This is a genomic window from Stenotrophomonas terrae (assembly GCF_001431465.1).
GTDB lineage: Bacteria > Pseudomonadota > Gammaproteobacteria > Xanthomonadales > Xanthomonadaceae > Stenotrophomonas > Stenotrophomonas terrae.
Window position 1 is genome coordinate 41380 of record NZ_LDJJ01000013.1, and the last position, 15931, is coordinate 57310.

General features: G+C 66.2%; 12 protein-coding genes and 1 tRNA gene. 4 read left to right on the forward strand and 9 right to left on the reverse strand.

Annotated elements, in window-relative coordinates; all coding sequences use genetic code 11:
• Positions 1-32: 32 nt before the first annotated feature.
• From ABB27_RS04800 to ABB27_RS04810, 3 genes are read right to left on the reverse strand one after another with little or no spacing between them, the layout of a single operon-like run.
• Entirely contained in the window at positions 33-3854 is a 3822-nt protein-coding gene (locus ABB27_RS04800) for a YhdP family protein (RefSeq protein WP_057627091.1), read from the reverse strand.
• Between the two features lie 39 nt (positions 3855-3893).
• Positions 3894-5384 carry a ribonuclease G gene (gene rng, locus ABB27_RS04805; protein ID WP_057627141.1) on the reverse strand — a complete coding sequence of 497 codons (1491 nt, stop codon included), beginning with the start codon at positions 5382-5384 and terminating at the stop codon, positions 3894-3896.
• A gap of 5 nt (positions 5385-5389) precedes the next feature.
• Positions 5390-5986, reverse strand: a complete 597-nt coding sequence (locus ABB27_RS04810; protein WP_057627092.1) for a Maf family nucleotide pyrophosphatase — start codon at positions 5984-5986, stop codon at positions 5390-5392.
• Positions 5987-6117: 131 nt separating this feature from the next.
• On the opposite strand from ABB27_RS04810, the gene ABB27_RS04815 reads away from it, so the two are divergent.
• The 4 genes from ABB27_RS04815 (at position 6118) to ABB27_RS04830 (ending at position 12315) form a co-directional block, all read left to right on the forward strand.
• The gene (locus ABB27_RS04815) at positions 6118-6855 is read left to right on the forward strand and encodes an SIMPL domain-containing protein (RefSeq protein ID WP_057627093.1); all 738 of its coding nucleotides are present in this window, start codon (positions 6118-6120) and stop codon (positions 6853-6855) included.
• 549 nt (positions 6856-7404) lie between these two features.
• Positions 7405-8070: an energy transducer TonB gene (locus ABB27_RS04820; protein WP_057627094.1), complete on the forward strand. Its 666-nt coding sequence runs from the start codon at positions 7405-7407 to the stop codon at positions 8068-8070.
• Between the two features lie 183 nt (positions 8071-8253).
• Positions 8254-11064 carry a TonB-dependent receptor gene (locus ABB27_RS04825; RefSeq protein WP_057627095.1) on the forward strand — a complete coding sequence of 937 codons (2811 nt, stop codon included), beginning with the start codon at positions 8254-8256 and terminating at the stop codon, positions 11062-11064.
• 222 nt (positions 11065-11286) lie between these two features.
• Entirely contained in the window at positions 11287-12315 is a 1029-nt protein-coding gene (locus tag ABB27_RS04830) for a hypothetical protein (RefSeq protein WP_057627096.1), read from the forward strand.
• A gap of 65 nt (positions 12316-12380) precedes the next feature.
• Here ABB27_RS04830 and ABB27_RS04835 read toward each other — a convergent pair.
• From ABB27_RS04835 to ABB27_RS04860, 6 genes are all read right to left on the reverse strand, one after another.
• Positions 12381-12457: transfer RNA gene (locus ABB27_RS04835), tRNA-Asn, on the reverse strand.
• 24 nt (positions 12458-12481) lie between these two features.
• Positions 12482-12952 (reverse strand): 23S rRNA (pseudouridine(1915)-N(3))-methyltransferase RlmH, encoded by a 471-nt coding sequence (gene rlmH, locus ABB27_RS04840; protein ID WP_057627097.1) that lies wholly within the window; start codon positions 12950-12952, stop codon positions 12482-12484.
• Between the two features lie 75 nt (positions 12953-13027).
• Positions 13028-13447 carry a ribosome silencing factor gene (gene rsfS / locus ABB27_RS04845; protein ID WP_057627098.1) on the reverse strand — a complete coding sequence of 140 codons (420 nt, stop codon included), beginning with the start codon at positions 13445-13447 and terminating at the stop codon, positions 13028-13030.
• 60 nt (positions 13448-13507) lie between these two features.
• Positions 13508-14227, reverse strand: a complete 720-nt coding sequence (gene nadD / locus ABB27_RS04850; protein ID WP_244479140.1) for a nicotinate-nucleotide adenylyltransferase — start codon at positions 14225-14227, stop codon at positions 13508-13510.
• Entirely contained in the window at positions 14214-15257 is a 1044-nt protein-coding gene (holA, locus tag ABB27_RS04855; protein WP_057627099.1) for a DNA polymerase III subunit delta, read from the reverse strand. The genes nadD and holA overlap by 14 nt, the downstream gene beginning before the upstream one ends.
• Before the next feature lie 43 nt (positions 15258-15300).
• Positions 15301-15903 carry an LPS-assembly lipoprotein LptE gene (locus tag ABB27_RS04860; RefSeq protein WP_057627100.1) on the reverse strand — a complete coding sequence of 201 codons (603 nt, stop codon included), beginning with the start codon at positions 15901-15903 and terminating at the stop codon, positions 15301-15303.
• Positions 15904-15931: the final 28 nt, after the last annotated feature.

Consider the following 15931-nt stretch of genomic DNA (forward strand, 5'->3'; position numbering starts at 1 on the left):
GGCAGACCCGCCTCATGCAAGCCTGCGCTGATTCAGGGGCTGCCCGCAGCCCCGGGGGTGACCGCCGGCGGCGGCATGCGCGCGGCCTCACGGTCCAGCACTTCGACCTTGGGATCTTTCCAGGGCCCGGTCACCTTATAGGTCTTGGAGCCGATTTCGCCCAGCGGCTTGCCCAGCACCGCATTGGCCGCGGCACCCACCGCAGCACCCACCGGGCCGCCTGCCACCGCGCCCACCACAGTCAGCAGGTTGCCCGAGCGCGGGTTCACATCGATGGTCTGGTTGAACTGCTGGGCGACCAGATCTGCCTGGCCGCGGATGGTGATTTCCGCCGCTGGCGCCTCGATGGCGATCTTGTCGGTGCTGGCCTGGCCATTGCCGAAGCGCATCGCGCCTTCCACATGGTTGAACGCCAGGCCCTTGGAAAACAGATCGCGGAAATCAAACAGCAAGCGCCGTGGCAGCTGCGCCACGCTGAGCAGGCCGAGCACGCGGCCGGCGCCCGGGTCCACTTCCAGCAGCTGGCCGTTGCGCAGGTCCAGATCCAAGCCGCCTTCCAGGCTGGCCAGGTTGAAGGCCATCGGTCCGCCCTGCCAGCCGGCCTGCAGGCGCGCCTTGCCCTGCCCGCCGCGCAGCTGGCCGGCGTAGCCCAGCCGCTGCAACAGATCGCCGAGGTCTTCGCTCTGTACGTCCGCCGTTACCTCGGTGCGCGCCTGCGCGCCCATTCCACGCCACTGCCCGTGCACGTCGATAACCTGCTTGGGCGCGCGGATCGCCAATTCCTGTACCTGCAGGCCGTCACCGGTCGGGCGCGTGCGCAGACGGGTCTGGCCGAGCTTGACCGCGGCAAACTGCAGGTCGTCGATATCCAGCGCCAGCGGCGGGATGTTGGCCGGGTTGATGGGCGCTGCCGGGGTATCGCTGGACTCTGCCGTTGCCGCCGCGGCAGGCTGCCAATGCACCCGCGCCAGCTGCCCGCTGACCGTGCCGCCATCGGCAGTTGGCACGCGCAGGTTGCCGGCAAGTGCCGGGCCATCGAGCTGCACCGCAACCGCATCGGCACCCGGGCGCAGCTGCAGCCGGGTCTGCGCGAAACGCCCGCCCACCATCATCAGCTGGTCGGCCAGCACGTCCACCTGTTTCAGCGCCAGGCCGCCGTCGCTGCCATCGCTGTCGCCGCCACGCGCCAGGGTGATCCATTCCAGCGCATCCAGCGAGGGCGTGCGGCCATTGACCACCAGACCATCGGCCGGTGGCTCGTGATCGACGCGGTCATTGCCCATGGTGACCTGCACGCCGGTCTTGCCGTTCTGGCTACGTGCCGCCAGCGCCATCAATTTGCCGAAGGAGACATCGATGCGACCGGCGCCCATTGGCAAGGCAGCCTGCACCGTGGTGGCCAGGGCATCGGCGGCGGGCTTGTTCAAGGGCGCCGGCAACTGCAGGCGGGTGCCCTGCAGGTCCGAGCGCAGGGTCAGCAGGGTCGGCGGACCGCTGCGCGCGCCTGCCGCCACCTTGGGCAGGCTGACCCCGACCGTCCATGCCGAGGTGCCATGCACATAGGGCTTGAGCCACGCCAACTCCGGCGCGCGGTCCAACAGCTTGCCCGCATCCAGGTCCGCGCTCAGTTCGGCCTCGAACGCCTGCGCCGGATCCTTCACCGGCTTGCCCGCGCGCAGCGCCAGCACACCGTCATGCTCCTGATGCCGCACCTGCAGCGCAGGTGCGTCGAAGCCCTCGCTGCTGTACTGCGCCTTGCCGCGTACGTCTTCGAACTGCAGATCCCAGCGCTTGTCGGCCATGCGCATGCCACGCAGATCGATATCGCCCTTCAGGTGGCCGGCGCTGTCGTGGTGCAGTGGCAGCAACAGGTCAAAATTGACCGCCGCCGGCCCGCTCACCGTCAGATTGTCCAGGGTGTCGCCATAGCTGGCCTGCAGCGGACTCTGCCGCAACATCGCCAGCAGGCGCGCGCTTTCATCCACCGTGCTGGCCTGCACCACCAGCTTGGATTCACGGAAACTGGCGATGCCCGCGCGCAGCTGATCGACCTTGACCCCGGCCAGATCGCCGCGACCGTTCAGATCGAAGCCGCCGCCGATGAAGCTGATATCGGCGTTGACGTGCTGCATCAACGGCCAGTCCTCCTGGAAACGGATGGCACCGTCATCGATGTGGCCGCCGGCCTCGAAACGGCCGTTGTTGCCGATGAACGGCCAATCATCCAGATCGCCTACCGCCAAGCCCGTGCCGCCGCGCAGGGTGCCATCCACCAGCGCCGCATCCAGCCACTTCACGGCGGCCTCGCTCATGTTCGAACGCACCCAGAACTGCTTGGCGGCGGTCATCGGCACGTCGTCGATCTTGGCCGCCAGGTTGATCCACGGACGGGTGCCGTCGCCCTGGAACCACAAGCCGCCGCGTATGTCGGCGGCATAGTTGCGGCCCTGCATGCGTAGCGCAGGCGTCCCCACCTGCCAGCCGGCACCTTCGCGCCAACCGACCAGGTCACCGGAGAGTTGCAATTCATGCAGCACGCCGAAGCCGGTGGGCCAATCAAAGCGCACCACGTGATCGGGCTTCAGCGCCAGTGAAAACGCCTGCGCGTCACCCTCAAAATGGCCGCGCAGGCCACTGATACCCGGGCTGCCACCGACCGGCGCGAAACTGGCATCGAGCAGCTCGCCACTGCCACGCACCGCGCCATCGGCAGTCCCCAGCAGATTGATGTCGGCAAAGCGCAGCGAGGGCTGCGAGCGCTGCAGCCAACGCCGCAGGCTGGGTTCGAGCCGGTCGCTGAGCGCTGCCACCTGCAACAGCGGGCCGGCATCGAGTTGCTTGCCCTGCACCGCAAAATGTTTTCCACCTGCCAGCAGCAGCCCGTCCAGGCTCTGGGTAGCACCGTTGGCGGCGATCCGCAGGCGTGGCGCATCCAGCCGCCAGCCGCCGTCGATGGCCTTCCAGCGCGCGCGCAATTGCAGGTTGTTGAATGCCACGGTCGGTACGGCATCACCGGCCTGCACCGGCGCACCGGCCAACTGCACGGCTTGCAGCTCGCCTTCGGCGGTCACCGCCACTACGCGTTTGTCACGCAGCTGTACCCAGCCCTGCAGCTCGCCCTTGCCCTGGCGTATCTGCAGCCCGGCAAACTTCAGCAGCGACGCCCACGCGCCGAGCTCGGCGGGATCGGCCGAAAACCAGGCCTGCCCATCACCGCGCTGGCGGTGGAAATCCAATACCACAGTGACCGGTGCGGCGCCGGTATCGATCCAGCCCTTGGCCCCCACTCGCAGCCGTTGCCCGTCCACCCGCAGGCGCAGGTCGATGCGCGGAATACGGGTCTGCAGCCCGATCGACGGTGCCTGCACCTGCAGCTGGCCGCCAATCACCTGCAGCTCGCCGAGCCTGCGCAGGGTTTCCAGCGGATCGCCGCCGGCGCTGGAACTGGGCAGGCCGCGTACCGACCAGCGGCCGTCATCGTCACGTTGCAGGGTCAATGCCAGCCCGCGCAGGCGCAGCTCGGTCAGCGGAGCGCCGGGCAGCAGGCCCGAATACACCGCCACCAGCACTTCGGCCTGGCCGATGCGTACCCCTTCACCCTGGCCAACCCGCAGGCCATCGAGCTGCAGCAACGGGCCACGCCGGGTCCAGCGCGTATCCAGCCGGTCGAAGGCCACCGGCTGGCCGGCGCGCTCACTGAGCCAGGCTGCCACCTTGTCCGGATGCGCCTCCACCACCGGCAGCAGCTGGCTGACCGTGCCGACCAGCAGTGCCACGCACACCAACGCGATCGCCAATGCCATCAAGGCGTAGCGACGGAAGCGGCGTAGGCGGTGGCGCAACAGCGTGGTCATCAGCTCACTTCGTGCTTCCGTGCCGCGAAGTGAGCGTGCTTAGAGCAGCACGACATCGAACTGCTCCTGCAGGTATTGATCATCGGCCTGGAAGCGGATGCTCTTGCCAAGGAACTCTTCCAGCTCGGCGACCGCCGCCGACTCTTCATCGGTGATGCGGGCGACCACTTTGCTGGAGGCGATCACCAGCAGGCGCGCGGCCTCGAACTGGCGCACGGCGCGGGTGATCTCGCGGAAGATCTCGTAGGTCACGGTTTCGGCGGTCTTGATGCTGCCGCGGCCACTGCACTGCGGACAGGTTTCGGACAGCTGCCGTTCCAGGCTCTCGACCGTGCGCTTGCGGGTCATTTCGACCAGGCCCAGCGGCGAGAAGTCGTACACCGTGGTCTTGGCGTGGTCGCGGGCCAGTGCTTTTTCCAGCGTGCGCAGTACCTGGCGGCGGTGTTCGGCGTCATCCATGTCGATGAAGTCGATGATGATGATGCCGCCCAGATTGCGCAGCCGCAGCTGCCGGGCCACCGTCTGCGCCGCCTCCAGATTGGTGCGGAACACGGTTTCTTCCAGGTTGCGCTGGCCAACGAAGGAACCGGTGTTGACGTCGATGGTGGTCATCGCCTCGGTCTGGTCGATGACCAGGTAGCCGCCGGACTTGAGCGGCACCTGCTTGTTCAAGGCGCGGACGATCTCGTCCTCGACCCCGAACATGTCGAAGATCGGGCGGTCGCCGGTATACAGCTCCAGCTTCTCGCCCAGCACCGGCATGTATTTGGCGACGAAGGCCTGCAGTTGGCCAAAGGTTTCCTTGGAGTCGACCTTGACCTTGTCCACGTCCTTGCGGATAAGGTCGCGCACCGAACGCAGTGGCAGGCTCAGGTCTTCATAGATGATGCTGCAAGGCGGTGCTTCGCGACCACGCCGCTCCACCACTGCCCAGACCCGCGACAGATAGGAGATGTCTTCGGCCAGGGCCTCGGCCGGCTGGCCCTCGGCATTGGTGCGCACGATGTAGCCGTAGCCGCCGTGCTGGGCCGAAATCTCCGTCACCAGCGATTTCAGCCGGGCGCGCTCGCCCTCATCCTCGATCCGCGCCGACACGCCGACCATCTTGGACTGCGGCAGCAGCACCAGGTAGCGCGACGGGATGCTGATCTGGGTGGTCAGGCGGGCGCCCTTGGTGCTGATCGGGTCCTTGACCACCTGCACCACCACGTCCTGACCATCGCGCAGCAGCTCCACGATCGGCACCGAGGACGGCAGCGGCAGGCTGGGCGCGGTTTCATCGGTATCGGCGGCGACCGGTGCCGGCCGCACCACGTCGTTGGCGTGCAGGAACGCAGCGCGGTCCAACCCCACCTCGACGAAGGCCGCCTGCATGCCGGGCATCACCCGCTGCACCTTGCCCTTGTAGATGTTGCCCACCACGCCCCGGCGCCAACCGCGCTCGATGTGCAGCTCCTGCAACATGCCATTTTCAATCACAGCCACGCGGGTTTCGCGCGGGGTGACATTGACCAGAATTTCTTCGGACACGTCCTTCACTCCCCCTTGTCCATGGAATCGTCGGCGGCGCCGGCGGCAAACGCCGCCAGCAGCGCAGCGGTCTGTTGCAGCGGCAGCCCCATCACCCCTGAGTAGCTGCCAGCCAAATGACTGATGAAACGTTCCGCACCGCCCTGGATGGCATAGCCGCCGGCCTTGCCCATCGGCTCACCGGTGGCGACATAGGCCTGGATCTGCGCCGCGCTCATCGGCGCGAACGTCACTTCCGAGACCACCGTCTCCAGCGCGTGGCGCCCGGCGGCGGCCAAGGCCACCACGGTGATCACCCTATGCGTGCGCCCGGCCAGGGAGGCCAGCATCGCCGCCGCATCGGCGGCGTCGGCCGGCTTGCCGTAGACCCGGTCGCCCAGCACCACCTCGGTGTCCGAGCCCAGCACCACCGCCTGCGGGTCGTCGGCGACCAGCGCCAGGCCGGCCTGCGCCTTGTCCAAAGCCACCCGCCGCACGTAGGCTTCAGCGGGTTCACCTTCCGCCCGTACTTCGGGCACGTCCAGATCCAACGTCCGGAATGGCACGTCGAGGCGGGAAAGGAGTTCGTTGCGGCGGGGGGAACGGGAGGCAAGATAAAGCATCGCGGAAGCATAACCTGCGGCGGCTGGCTGAATGATCGGCAAAGGCGTCAAAGTCATCGCAACCCCGAGCCGGCTCACCACCCGTTCATCGCCCTGTAGTCACTTTCACGATCCATCCAAGGAGGATCTTCATGCGCCGTACCGCCCTTGCTCCACTGTTGTTGTCCCTGTCACTTGCCCTGGGAGCCGCGATGACCGCCCACGCCCAAACTGTGCCCACCGCCGTTGCCAGTGATGCCACCTTGCTGAATGTCTCGGCACAGGCCGAGGCACACCGGGTTCCAGACATCGCCACGCTGTCGGCTGGGGTGGTCACCCAGGCCGTCGATGGCAATACCGCCATGCGCGACAACGCCGTGCAGATGGACAAGGTAATGGCCGCGATCAAGGCCGCCGGCATCGCCGAGCGCGATATCCAGACCAGCGGCATCAACCTCAGCCCGCAGTACCGCTACGCCGAGAACGAGCCGCCGAAGATCACCGGCTACCAGGCCAGCAACACCGTCAGCCTGAAGGTGCGCGACATCACCAAGCTGGGCAAGGTGCTGGACAGCCTGGCCGCCCAGGGTGCCAACCAGATCAATGGCCCGAGCTTTGAAATCGACCAGCCCGAGCCGGTCTATGACGAAGCCCGCCTGGCCGCGCTGAAGAAGTCCCAGGCCCGCGCCGAGACCTATGCCAAGGCACTGGGCCTGCGCGTGCGCCGCATTGTCAGCATTTCCGAGGGCAACCAGGGCGGCTTCCGGCCGATGCCGATGATGGCCATGTCCGCCGGCCGCAGCGCCAAGGCGGAAATGGACACCGCCGTGTCGCCGGGCGAAACCACCGTGTCGGTCAGCCTGGACGTGGTGTTCGAACTGGGCCGCTGAGCCAGCTGCAGCCGCAACAAAAACGGCGCCTTCGGGCGCCGTTTTTGCTGCCGGCGACGCCGCCTGTGCTTGTTTGTAGGAGCGGCGTCAGCCGCGAAGCTGACGCCGCTGGCAGCAGTGCCCACTGATCCAGTACTTGCTTCGCGGCTGACGCCGCTCCTACAGGGCCCAACCGGCCCTACCTGCCCGCTTGTCTACCTGACCGTAGCCCGGGTAAGCGCAGCGCACCCGGGGCCTTTGGCGCACAACAACAACGCCCCGCAGATTTGTGGAAGCGGCGTCAGCCGCGAAACTGATATCGCTGAAGTCGATGGCAGTCGCACAAACTGATCTCGCACCTGCTTCGCGGCTGACGCCGCTCCCACAAGGTCCTACCTGCCTGCCTCCCCCGGCACCCTCAAGCTGTCCGCCAGCTGACCGGAAACGATCGCCCCGCTTGTCGAGCGCGCAGATAGCAGGCGCACTGCAGCTACGGGACCGCAGTAGGCAACCCCGTCCCGTGTCATCGCGCGTTGTTCTCTGTCACACGCCCACGCATGGAGGTGGTACATGGTCCGCACGCAACAACACCGCAGTCCGTCCCTGCACGTAGAACCCTCGCGCATCCTGGCCTACAGCACCGCCCTGGCCCTGCACGCATTTGCCCTGGGGCTGCTGCTGATCCCGCTGTCACAGGTGCCCATCCACAGCGATGCGGTGCGCGAACGCTGGCAGGTGCCCGACGTCAAACCCATCGTCCCCAACCCGCCAACGCCGCCCAAGGAAACACCGGTGACCCGCGCGCCGTCGCCACCACGGCAACCGGCACTGGCCGCACCGGTCGACACTGCCGTGCTGCCGGTCTTCGCCACCGAAGCGGTAGTCACCGCACCGGTGGACGTGTCCCCGGCCGTCGACAACCTGCCGGCCATTGATTCGACCGGGATCTCCACGCCGCTGCAGGGCGTGCAGCTGCGCTACCTCAAAGCACCACCGCCGGGTTATCCGCGTGACGCCCTGCTCGCCGGCGCGCAAGGCACGGTGACCCTGCGGGTATTGGTCGATGTGGACGGCACGCCGCTGGAAGTCAGCGTTGAACACAGCAGCGGCAACCGCAGTCTGGACACCGCCGCACGCAATCAGGTGCTGCGTCGCTGGAAGTTCCAACCGGCTACCGATGGCGGCCGCCCGGTACAGGCCTACGGCCTGATCCCGGTGGACTTCAAACTTGGCTGAACAGGGCTAATCGCCCCTTATGGCAGCGTTATCTAAACGCTGCCATAAGAACCGCCAAACTGTCTGTGGCTATTAATGATTATTTCACTGCGTCGTCACCCATGGGAAACCTAGATTCGCGGCCGTCGATGTTCTTTGGCCGCGTCCTGCGGCCTTCTTGCCGCTGTTCCCTGGAGAGAGACCGTGAAACATCCGACCTACCCGCGCAGCAACCGTCTTAGCATCGCCATAACAGGCAATCTCACCCGACTGCTCCTAGTCCCCTTGACCCTTGCAGCGGCGGCCCCGCTGGCGATGGCGCAGGACGAGAAAGCCACCAACCTGGACCGGATCACCGTCACCGGCTCCAACATCCCGCGCGCCACCACCGAAACTGCGTCGCCGGTGCAGGTCATCACCCGGCAGGAAATTGATCGTACCGGCAAGGCCACCATCGCCGAGTACCTGCAGACCCTGACCAGCGATGGCGCCGGCTCCATTCCCAAGAGCTTCGGTACCGGCTTTGCCGGCGGCGGCTCCGGTATCTCCCTGCGTGGCCTGGGTGCGGCATCGACCCTGGTCCTGCTCAATGGCCGCCGCATGGCCCCGTACGGGCTGGCCGATGACGGACAGAAAGTGTTCACCGACCTGAGCGTCATCCCGATGGATGCGGTCGAACGCGTTGAGGTGCTGAAGGATGGCGCTTCGGCCATCTACGGTTCCGACGCCATCGCCGGCGTGGTCAACATCATCCTGCGCCGGGACTTCACCGGTGCCATGCTCAAGGCTTCCTATGGCACCTCCGGTGACAGCGACGGCAATGCCCGCAAGGCCTCGTTGACCGCAGGTGTGGGCGACCTGGACAAGGATGGTTTCAATGCCTTCGTCAGCATCGACGTCAGCAAAACCGACGACATCCGCATCTCCGACCGCCGCGACCGCAAGTGGATCGGCAATGGCGACCTTGGCAGATATGGCTTTGATCGCGTTTCGGGCGGCCAGTTCTTCCCGCTCAATGGCGCTATCACCGCCAACGGCACTGTCGCCGGAAACTCGCCGGTCGGCAGTATCCGCGACCCGGCAACCGGGCTGTATCAATCGCTGCCTGGCTGTTCGCAGTTCTCCAACATCAGCCCCGTCGATGCCGGCGGCGGCTGCCTGTGGCAGACCCAGGATTTCCGCAGCCTGAGCCCCAGCGAAGAGTTCGGCAACCTGTTCGCACGCGGCACCTTCGTGCTGTCGGACAACTTCGAGATGTACGGCGAATTCGGCTACTCGAAGAAGAAGAACGTGTTCTACAACACCCCCAACGGCGTCTCTGGCTCATGGGGTTACCCGGGTGGCCCGGTCAACGCCAGCAGCGGACCAGGCGCTACAGTGCTGGGCGCCGCCCATCCGGACAATCCGCTGGGCGTGGATGCACGCCTGCGTTATGCCGCGTTTGACGTCGGCCCGCGCGTCACCACCAACACCAACGAGTTCACCCGCTTCCTGGTTGGCGTGAAGGGCACGGCTGGCGATTGGGATATCGACACCGCCTATTTGCATTCGGCGACCCAACTGGTCAACGAGCGCACCGGCTTCCTGCGCTACAGCCATGTACGCACCGCGCTGACCGATCCCAACAGCCCGGTGGGCTGGTGGCGTATTGGCGCCAACGCCGGGCAGAACTCGCAGGCGTTGTACGACTACATCTCGCCGACCATCCATGCCAACGCCTCGACCACGCTGGACATGATCGACTTCAAAGCCTCGCGCAGCCTGGCCGATCTTGCTGGCGGCCCGTTGGGCTTTGCAATCGGCGCCGAGTACCGTCGCCAGAAAGCCAATCTCGACCCGCAGAGCTATACCGACCTGGGCGACATCATCGGCCTGGGCTACTCGGCCTACAAGGGCACACAGGAAGTGGGCGTGCTCTATACGGAAATGGTCGCACCGGTACTGGAATCGCTGGAGTTGTCCGGCGCTCTGCGCGTTGACAAGTACAAGGACGGTGACACCGCAACCACGCCAAAAGTCGGCCTGAAGTGGACCCCGGCCGAGTGGATCGCCTTGCGTGCGACCTACGCCGAAGGCTTCCGCGCACCTGGCCCGGCAGAAGCCGGTGACGGTGGGCTGGCCGCCTTCAGTACCGCCCGCGATCCAGTCCGCTGCCCGGGCGGCACCCCGGCCCCGGGCGCAACCGCTGCGGACTGTGCGGTCAACCTGGCCATCATCACCTCGGCCAACCCCGACCTGAAACCGGAAAAATCCAAGAGCTATACCGTTGGCCTGGTGTTGGACCCGACCTCCAGCACGACGATGACCTTCGACGCCTGGCAGATCAAACGCACCAACGAGATCAACCAGGGCGACACCGATCTGGCCCTGGCTGCGGGACGCGGCATCCGTTCGGACAATGACCTGCCCGGCATTCCCAACAGCGGCAGCCTGCTTGCGGTCAGTGTTGACTACATCAACTCCGCTTCCACCACCATCCGCGGATTTGACTTCGACATCCGCCAGCGGGTGGAACTGGGCAATTACGGCAAACTGCTGATGGACCTGCAGTGGACCCGCATCAATTCGTTCGAGCGCGACGATGGCACCGGCACCGTGTACCAGTACGCCGGCACCCATGGCAACTGCGACGTCACCAACTGTATCGGTACGCCGAAGGATCGCCTCAATCTTGGCCTGACCTGGGACATGGACCGTTTCAGCATCAGCGCCATCGGCAACTATATCGGCAGCATGGACAACGTCGCCTTTGAAGGTGACAGCTGCGCCAATCACTACACCGATGGTTCCGATGCACCACGTGGTTGCGAGCTGCGTTCGTTCTACACCATCGACCTGTCCGGCCGCTGGCGTGCAACCGATGCGTTCGAGATCTTCGGTTCGGTGCAGAACGTCACCGACCGCATCGCACCGTTGGATCCGCTGACCTACGGCGCAGTCAACTACAACCCGCTGCACTACAGCGGTGCCGTTGGCCGTTACTACACCCTCGGTGCCAAGTACACGTTCAATTGATGTCCCCGCCCCGCCGCGACAAGCGCCGGGGCACTTTGATCGGCAAACGGAAGACCCGCGCGCAAGCGCGGGTCTTCCTGTTCTCCACCCAGGCCGGGCCCAGGCGTGCGGCTGTCGGCGACCAGCCCTGAGCCAACTGCAGGCAAGGCTGTCAGCCGTGTCCGCCCCGCTGTCCCCGGACCATGACAGACTGCCGGATCGACACCCTCGCAGGAGCAGCGCGTGCCGCCTACCTCACCGCCCACGCAGATATTTCTGCTGGCGATCAGACGCTTTGCTGAAACCGCAAGCGCGGCTGCTGTCGAGCAGGCGCTGGCAGCAGCAAACGATGCTGCCGCTTCGGTGCCACTGGACAGCCTGGAGACGCTGGAACGGCATATCCGGTTCGAACTCGGGCTCGCCATGCCTGCAACGCACAGGCTGTGGTCGCGTACCCGTCCTGCCCGCCACCTGTCCTGGCTGGATCTATGCAATGCGGATGGCCATGTCCGCGAACGCACGCTGCGCTGCCTGTTGGCAGCGCCCAACGCGCTGGCGCTGGCCTTTGCGCTTCGTCGCCTCAACGACTGGGTGCCCGAGGTGCGCGCAGCGGCACGCGAGCACCTCCCGCGCATTGCACGTGCCTCAACGCCGTCGCATGTCGCGCAGGCACTGTGGGCCGTGCTGGCCAACCTCGCCTCCTGGGGCAGGATCGAAGCCAGCGAACGGCAAACCCTCGACGAACTGATCGCCATGGAATCCGTTGCCCTCGCCCTGCTCCAACGCATCCGCGAAGCCACCGCCGGGCCGGCTGCATCCATCCTCGTACAGATCACGCGCACGGCCATATTCGACCCTTGGCTACAGACCATCAGCCAGGACGCGATTCAACCGGCCGTGCGCGCAAGAGCGCTGCGCTTCCTGCTGGAAGGCCGCGCAACCTGGTTCGCAGGCCGCGCATGGACATGGACCGACCTGAAGTGGTGCAAGGGCAAGTTCGAGCCGGTGACCGGCGAACGCCCGCTGCTGGTGAACTACGCCCTGCAGGAATTGCTGGAATCGGCGCTGCGCGATCCCTCGCCCGCCGTGCGCCGCGTGGCGGCAGAAATTCTGATCAGACAGATTTCAAGTATTGACGCGCCGGCAGGCGCACTGGCCGCGAAACTTGCAGCTGATCCATCGGCCGCTATTGCCGAGCGCGGCCGTTTTGCATTGGCAAGATTGGCCGAGGCTGAGCACAACGCAGCGTCGCAGCAAACCAGGGCTTTGTAACCGCCAGGCTGAACGGCGGACAAAAAAAGACCCGCATCTCGCGATGCGGGTCTTCAATCAAAACTTGGCGCCCGAAGTTGGACTCGAACCAACGACCCCCTGATTAACAGTCAAGTGCTCTAACCGGCTGAGCTATTCGGGCGGGGAGGCGCATTCTATACGTTAATTACGCGCGATGGTAGGGGTGATTGGCCAACATCGCTGCTGCGCGATACAACTGCTCGGCAACCACCAGCCGAACCAGCATATGCGGCAAGGTCAGCGGGCCTATCGACCACTTCTCATCGGCCACTGCTGACACTTCGGCGGCATGCCCTTCCGGACCACCAATCAGGAACGCCAGGTCGCGCCCCTGCGTACGCCAATGTTCCAGCCGTTGCGCCAACTGTTCGGAACTGAGTTGCCGGCCTGGCACGTCCAGCGCCACCACATAGGGATTCTTGGGCAGCGCGGCCAGCACCCGCTTGCCTTCGTCCTCGATCGCGCGCTTGGGATCGCGGCCCTTGCCACGCAGGCCCGGCTCGATTTCCACCAGTTCCAGCGGCAGCCAGTGCGACAGGCGCTTCTGGTATTCGGCAAAGCCCTGCGCCACCCAGGCCGGTGCGCGTTCGCCGGTGGCGATCAATCTGGCTTTCATGCGTGGCCTCCTGTCAGCCGGCACAGACGAAGACGGCGCCCTGCGGCGCCGTCACAGAATCAGCAACGCCGGGACTCAGCCCGCATCCTGCTCGTCTTCGTCGTCATAGGCAGAGCGCGGCTGGTCGCCAACGGTCCACAGACGCTCCAGTGCATACAGCTCACGCACGCGCGGCAGCATGACGTGGACGATGACGTCGCCCAGGTCCACCAGCACCCACTCGGCTTCGCGCTCGCCTTCCACACCCAGCGGCATCACGCCCAGGTTCTTGGCAAAGCGCACGACTTCCTCGCCGATCGACTTGACGTGGCGGGTGGAGGTACCGGAGACCACAACCATGTAATCAGCGACGCTGGACTTGCCACGGACATCGAGCTCGACGGCATCCCGGGCCTTGATCTCTTCAAGGGCGGAGTGGACGGACGCCAACAGGGCCGGTACGGAGGGTGCCGGGTTGGGCATTTGGGTCTTGATGACTTGGGCTTCGGTGGTCAAAGCAGCAGAACTCGATGAATTAAGGGGAACGATTATAGAGAACCTGGCCGCCGCCGGCATTCACACTGCCGCAGCGCTGCCATAAAGGCCTTGCGCAAGGATGTACTCCGCCACCGCCGAAGGCAACAAATCGCGCCATTGGCCGCCATTGGCGATCAGCGCGCGCAATGCGGTGGCCGATTCGGCATGCAGCGGCTGCCGCAGCCGCCAGACCCGCCCCGCCGGGGCATCGGCCAGGGTGTGCACCGATTGCGCCCAGGCGCCCTGCAGGCGCAGTGCCAGCGCTTCCGGCAGGGGGCCATCCAGGCCGCTGCCGGGGCGTTCAGCCACCACGATATGCGCAAGATCGAGCAGGTGTTCCCATTCATGCCAGCTCGGCAGGCCGAGCAGGCTGTCGGCCCCCATCAGCATTGCCAGCGGACGCTGCGGGCCGATCTGGGCGCGGATCTCGCGCAGGGTGTCGACCGTCCAGGACGGTACGCCCGGCTGCCGCACGGCACGCTGCAGCTCCCGGGTATCCACCTGCAGCATGGCCTCGCCAGCGACCGCCAGCTCCAGCATGCGCGCGCGTTGGGCGGCATTGGCACCAGGCGGCGCACGATGCGGCGGATCGGCAGCAGGCATCAGGTGTACCGGCACCTGCAGCTCGGCGGCCGCGCAGCGGGCGATGGCCAGGTGGCCGTTGTGCACGGGGTCGAAGGTGCCGCCGTATAGCAGCCACAGGCCCTGCTGCCCGGCAGCGGCCGCCAGCGGCGGCCCGGCCACGTCAGCGCACGCCACGGACAAGCAGGCGCACCGCGCGGGCTTCGGCCAAGGCGACCAGCAAACGCTCCAGGGCCAGCCAGGGATCACCCTCGGCGCGCCCCTTGGCCATGCGGTCCACCTGCGAGGCCTCGGCGACGAAGCGCTCCCAGCGGCGCGGATCGGGGTGTCGCTGCAGCGCCCGCTTGAACGGCGCCTGGCGTGATTCCCAGATGCCCTTGGATTTCATTTCCGCGCCCAGGTTGCCGCCACTGGCCTGTACCCGCGCCAGCCCGGCGGTGATCAGCAGCTCGCGGATCAGGATCGGCATCAAGGCGGCCACCGCCTCGCCTTCGGCGCGCAGGCCCGCCAACATCCGCAGCACGGCCTGCGCCTGCCCGGAGAACGCGGCATCGCTGAGCCTGAAAACATCGTAACGGGCGGCATCGGCCACCAGCGATTCCATCTTGGCGACATCCAGCGGTTGGCCGTCGGCCAGCAGCGCCAGCTTGTCGATCTCCTGTGCGGCGGCCAGCAGATTGCCTTCGACCCGCTCACTCAACCGCTGCACGGCAGCCGGATCGGCGCGCAAGCCCTTGCTGCGCAGGCGCCGTTCGATCCAGTCGGCCAGCTCGTGCGGCTTGATTGCCCAGGCCACCGACAGCACACCGGCCTTGTTGACCGCTTCGGCCCACTTGCCCTGGTGTGCCTTGCTCCATTCGCCGGCGGTGATCAGCAGCACCACGTCCGGCGCCGGCCGCGCACAGAAGTCGCTGATCACCTCGGCACCTTCCTTGCCCGGCTTGCCATTGGGCAGGCGCACCTCGACCAGACGGCGGGCGCTGAACAGGCTGGGCGCATTGAAGCTGGAGGACAGCTGCCCCCAGTCGAAATCGCGGCCATCGGCATCGAATACTTCGCGCTCACCAATCCCGTCGGCACGCGCCTTGGCACGCACCGCGTCGGCGGCTTCAATCACCCGCAACAGTTCGGGACCGGCAATCAGGTACACCGGCGCCAAGGGCTGGGCGCTTATCTGGCTGGCCAGCTGTTCCGGTCGCAGTTCCATCGTTCAGGCCTGCTGCGGCTGCGCAGCACCCAGCGGCGCCAACTCAGCGCACTCCGCCTGCAGCATCGGGCTTGGGCTCGGGCGCGGCAGCACCCTCCGCCGGCACCGGGGCGTGCAGGGCTTTCTCCAGATCGGCGCGGACCACGCTGTCGATGCGGCGCAGGATCGATGCCGACATTTCGCGGCGCAGTTCATCAGCCAGGATTTCGCGCTCGGTGGTGGTGCCGGTGGCGTCCTGCGGCGGCGACACGTAGTCACGCGACAGCTCCACCGCCTGTTCCGGCACGATCACGCTGCCATCGGGGCGGGTGAACATGAACACCACTGCGTAGCGCAGGCTGTATTCCTGGGCACGGCCCTGGGCGTCGATGGCGATGGGCAGGTCACCCCAGCGCTCGGAACGGATCTGCAGGCGCGCAGCACCGGACGGCTCGCCGGCGGCAGCCAGGGTGTCGCCATCTTCAAGCACCGTCGCGCCGGAGGCGCGCAGGCCACGGTTGAGGAATTTGACCAACTCGCTGTAACGCACCGCTGAATCCACCTGCACCGCCGGCATATCGGCAGGCAGCGCGAGCTTGTTACGCAGATGGAAGCCGCAACCGGTGAGGCTGGCGGCGAGAATCAGGGCAGTCAGGTATCGAGTCATGCACACAGTCTGGAGGAGCCGGCCGGGG

Excerpts from the sequence above, each read along its gene's own strand:
- ABB27_RS04800 (WP_057627091.1), bottom strand. The coding sequence starts at position 3,854 with ATGACCACGCTGTTGCGCCACCGCCTACGCCGCTTCCGTCGCTACGCC.
- ABB27_RS04810 (WP_057627092.1), bottom strand. The coding sequence starts at position 5,986 with ATGCTTTATCTTGCCTCCCGTTCCCCCCGCCGCAACGAACTCCTTTCC.
- ABB27_RS04815 (WP_057627093.1), top strand. The coding sequence starts at position 6,118 with ATGCGCCGTACCGCCCTTGCTCCACTGTTGTTGTCCCTGTCACTTGCC.
- ABB27_RS04820 (WP_057627094.1), top strand. The coding sequence starts at position 7,405 with ATGGTCCGCACGCAACAACACCGCAGTCCGTCCCTGCACGTAGAACCC.
- rlmH (WP_057627097.1), bottom strand. The coding sequence starts at position 12,952 with ATGAAAGCCAGATTGATCGCCACCGGCGAACGCGCACCGGCCTGGGTG.
- holA (WP_057627099.1), bottom strand. The coding sequence starts at position 15,257 with ATGGAACTGCGACCGGAACAGCTGGCCAGCCAGATAAGCGCCCAGCCC.
- ABB27_RS04860 (WP_057627100.1), bottom strand. The coding sequence starts at position 15,903 with ATGACTCGATACCTGACTGCCCTGATTCTCGCCGCCAGCCTCACCGGT.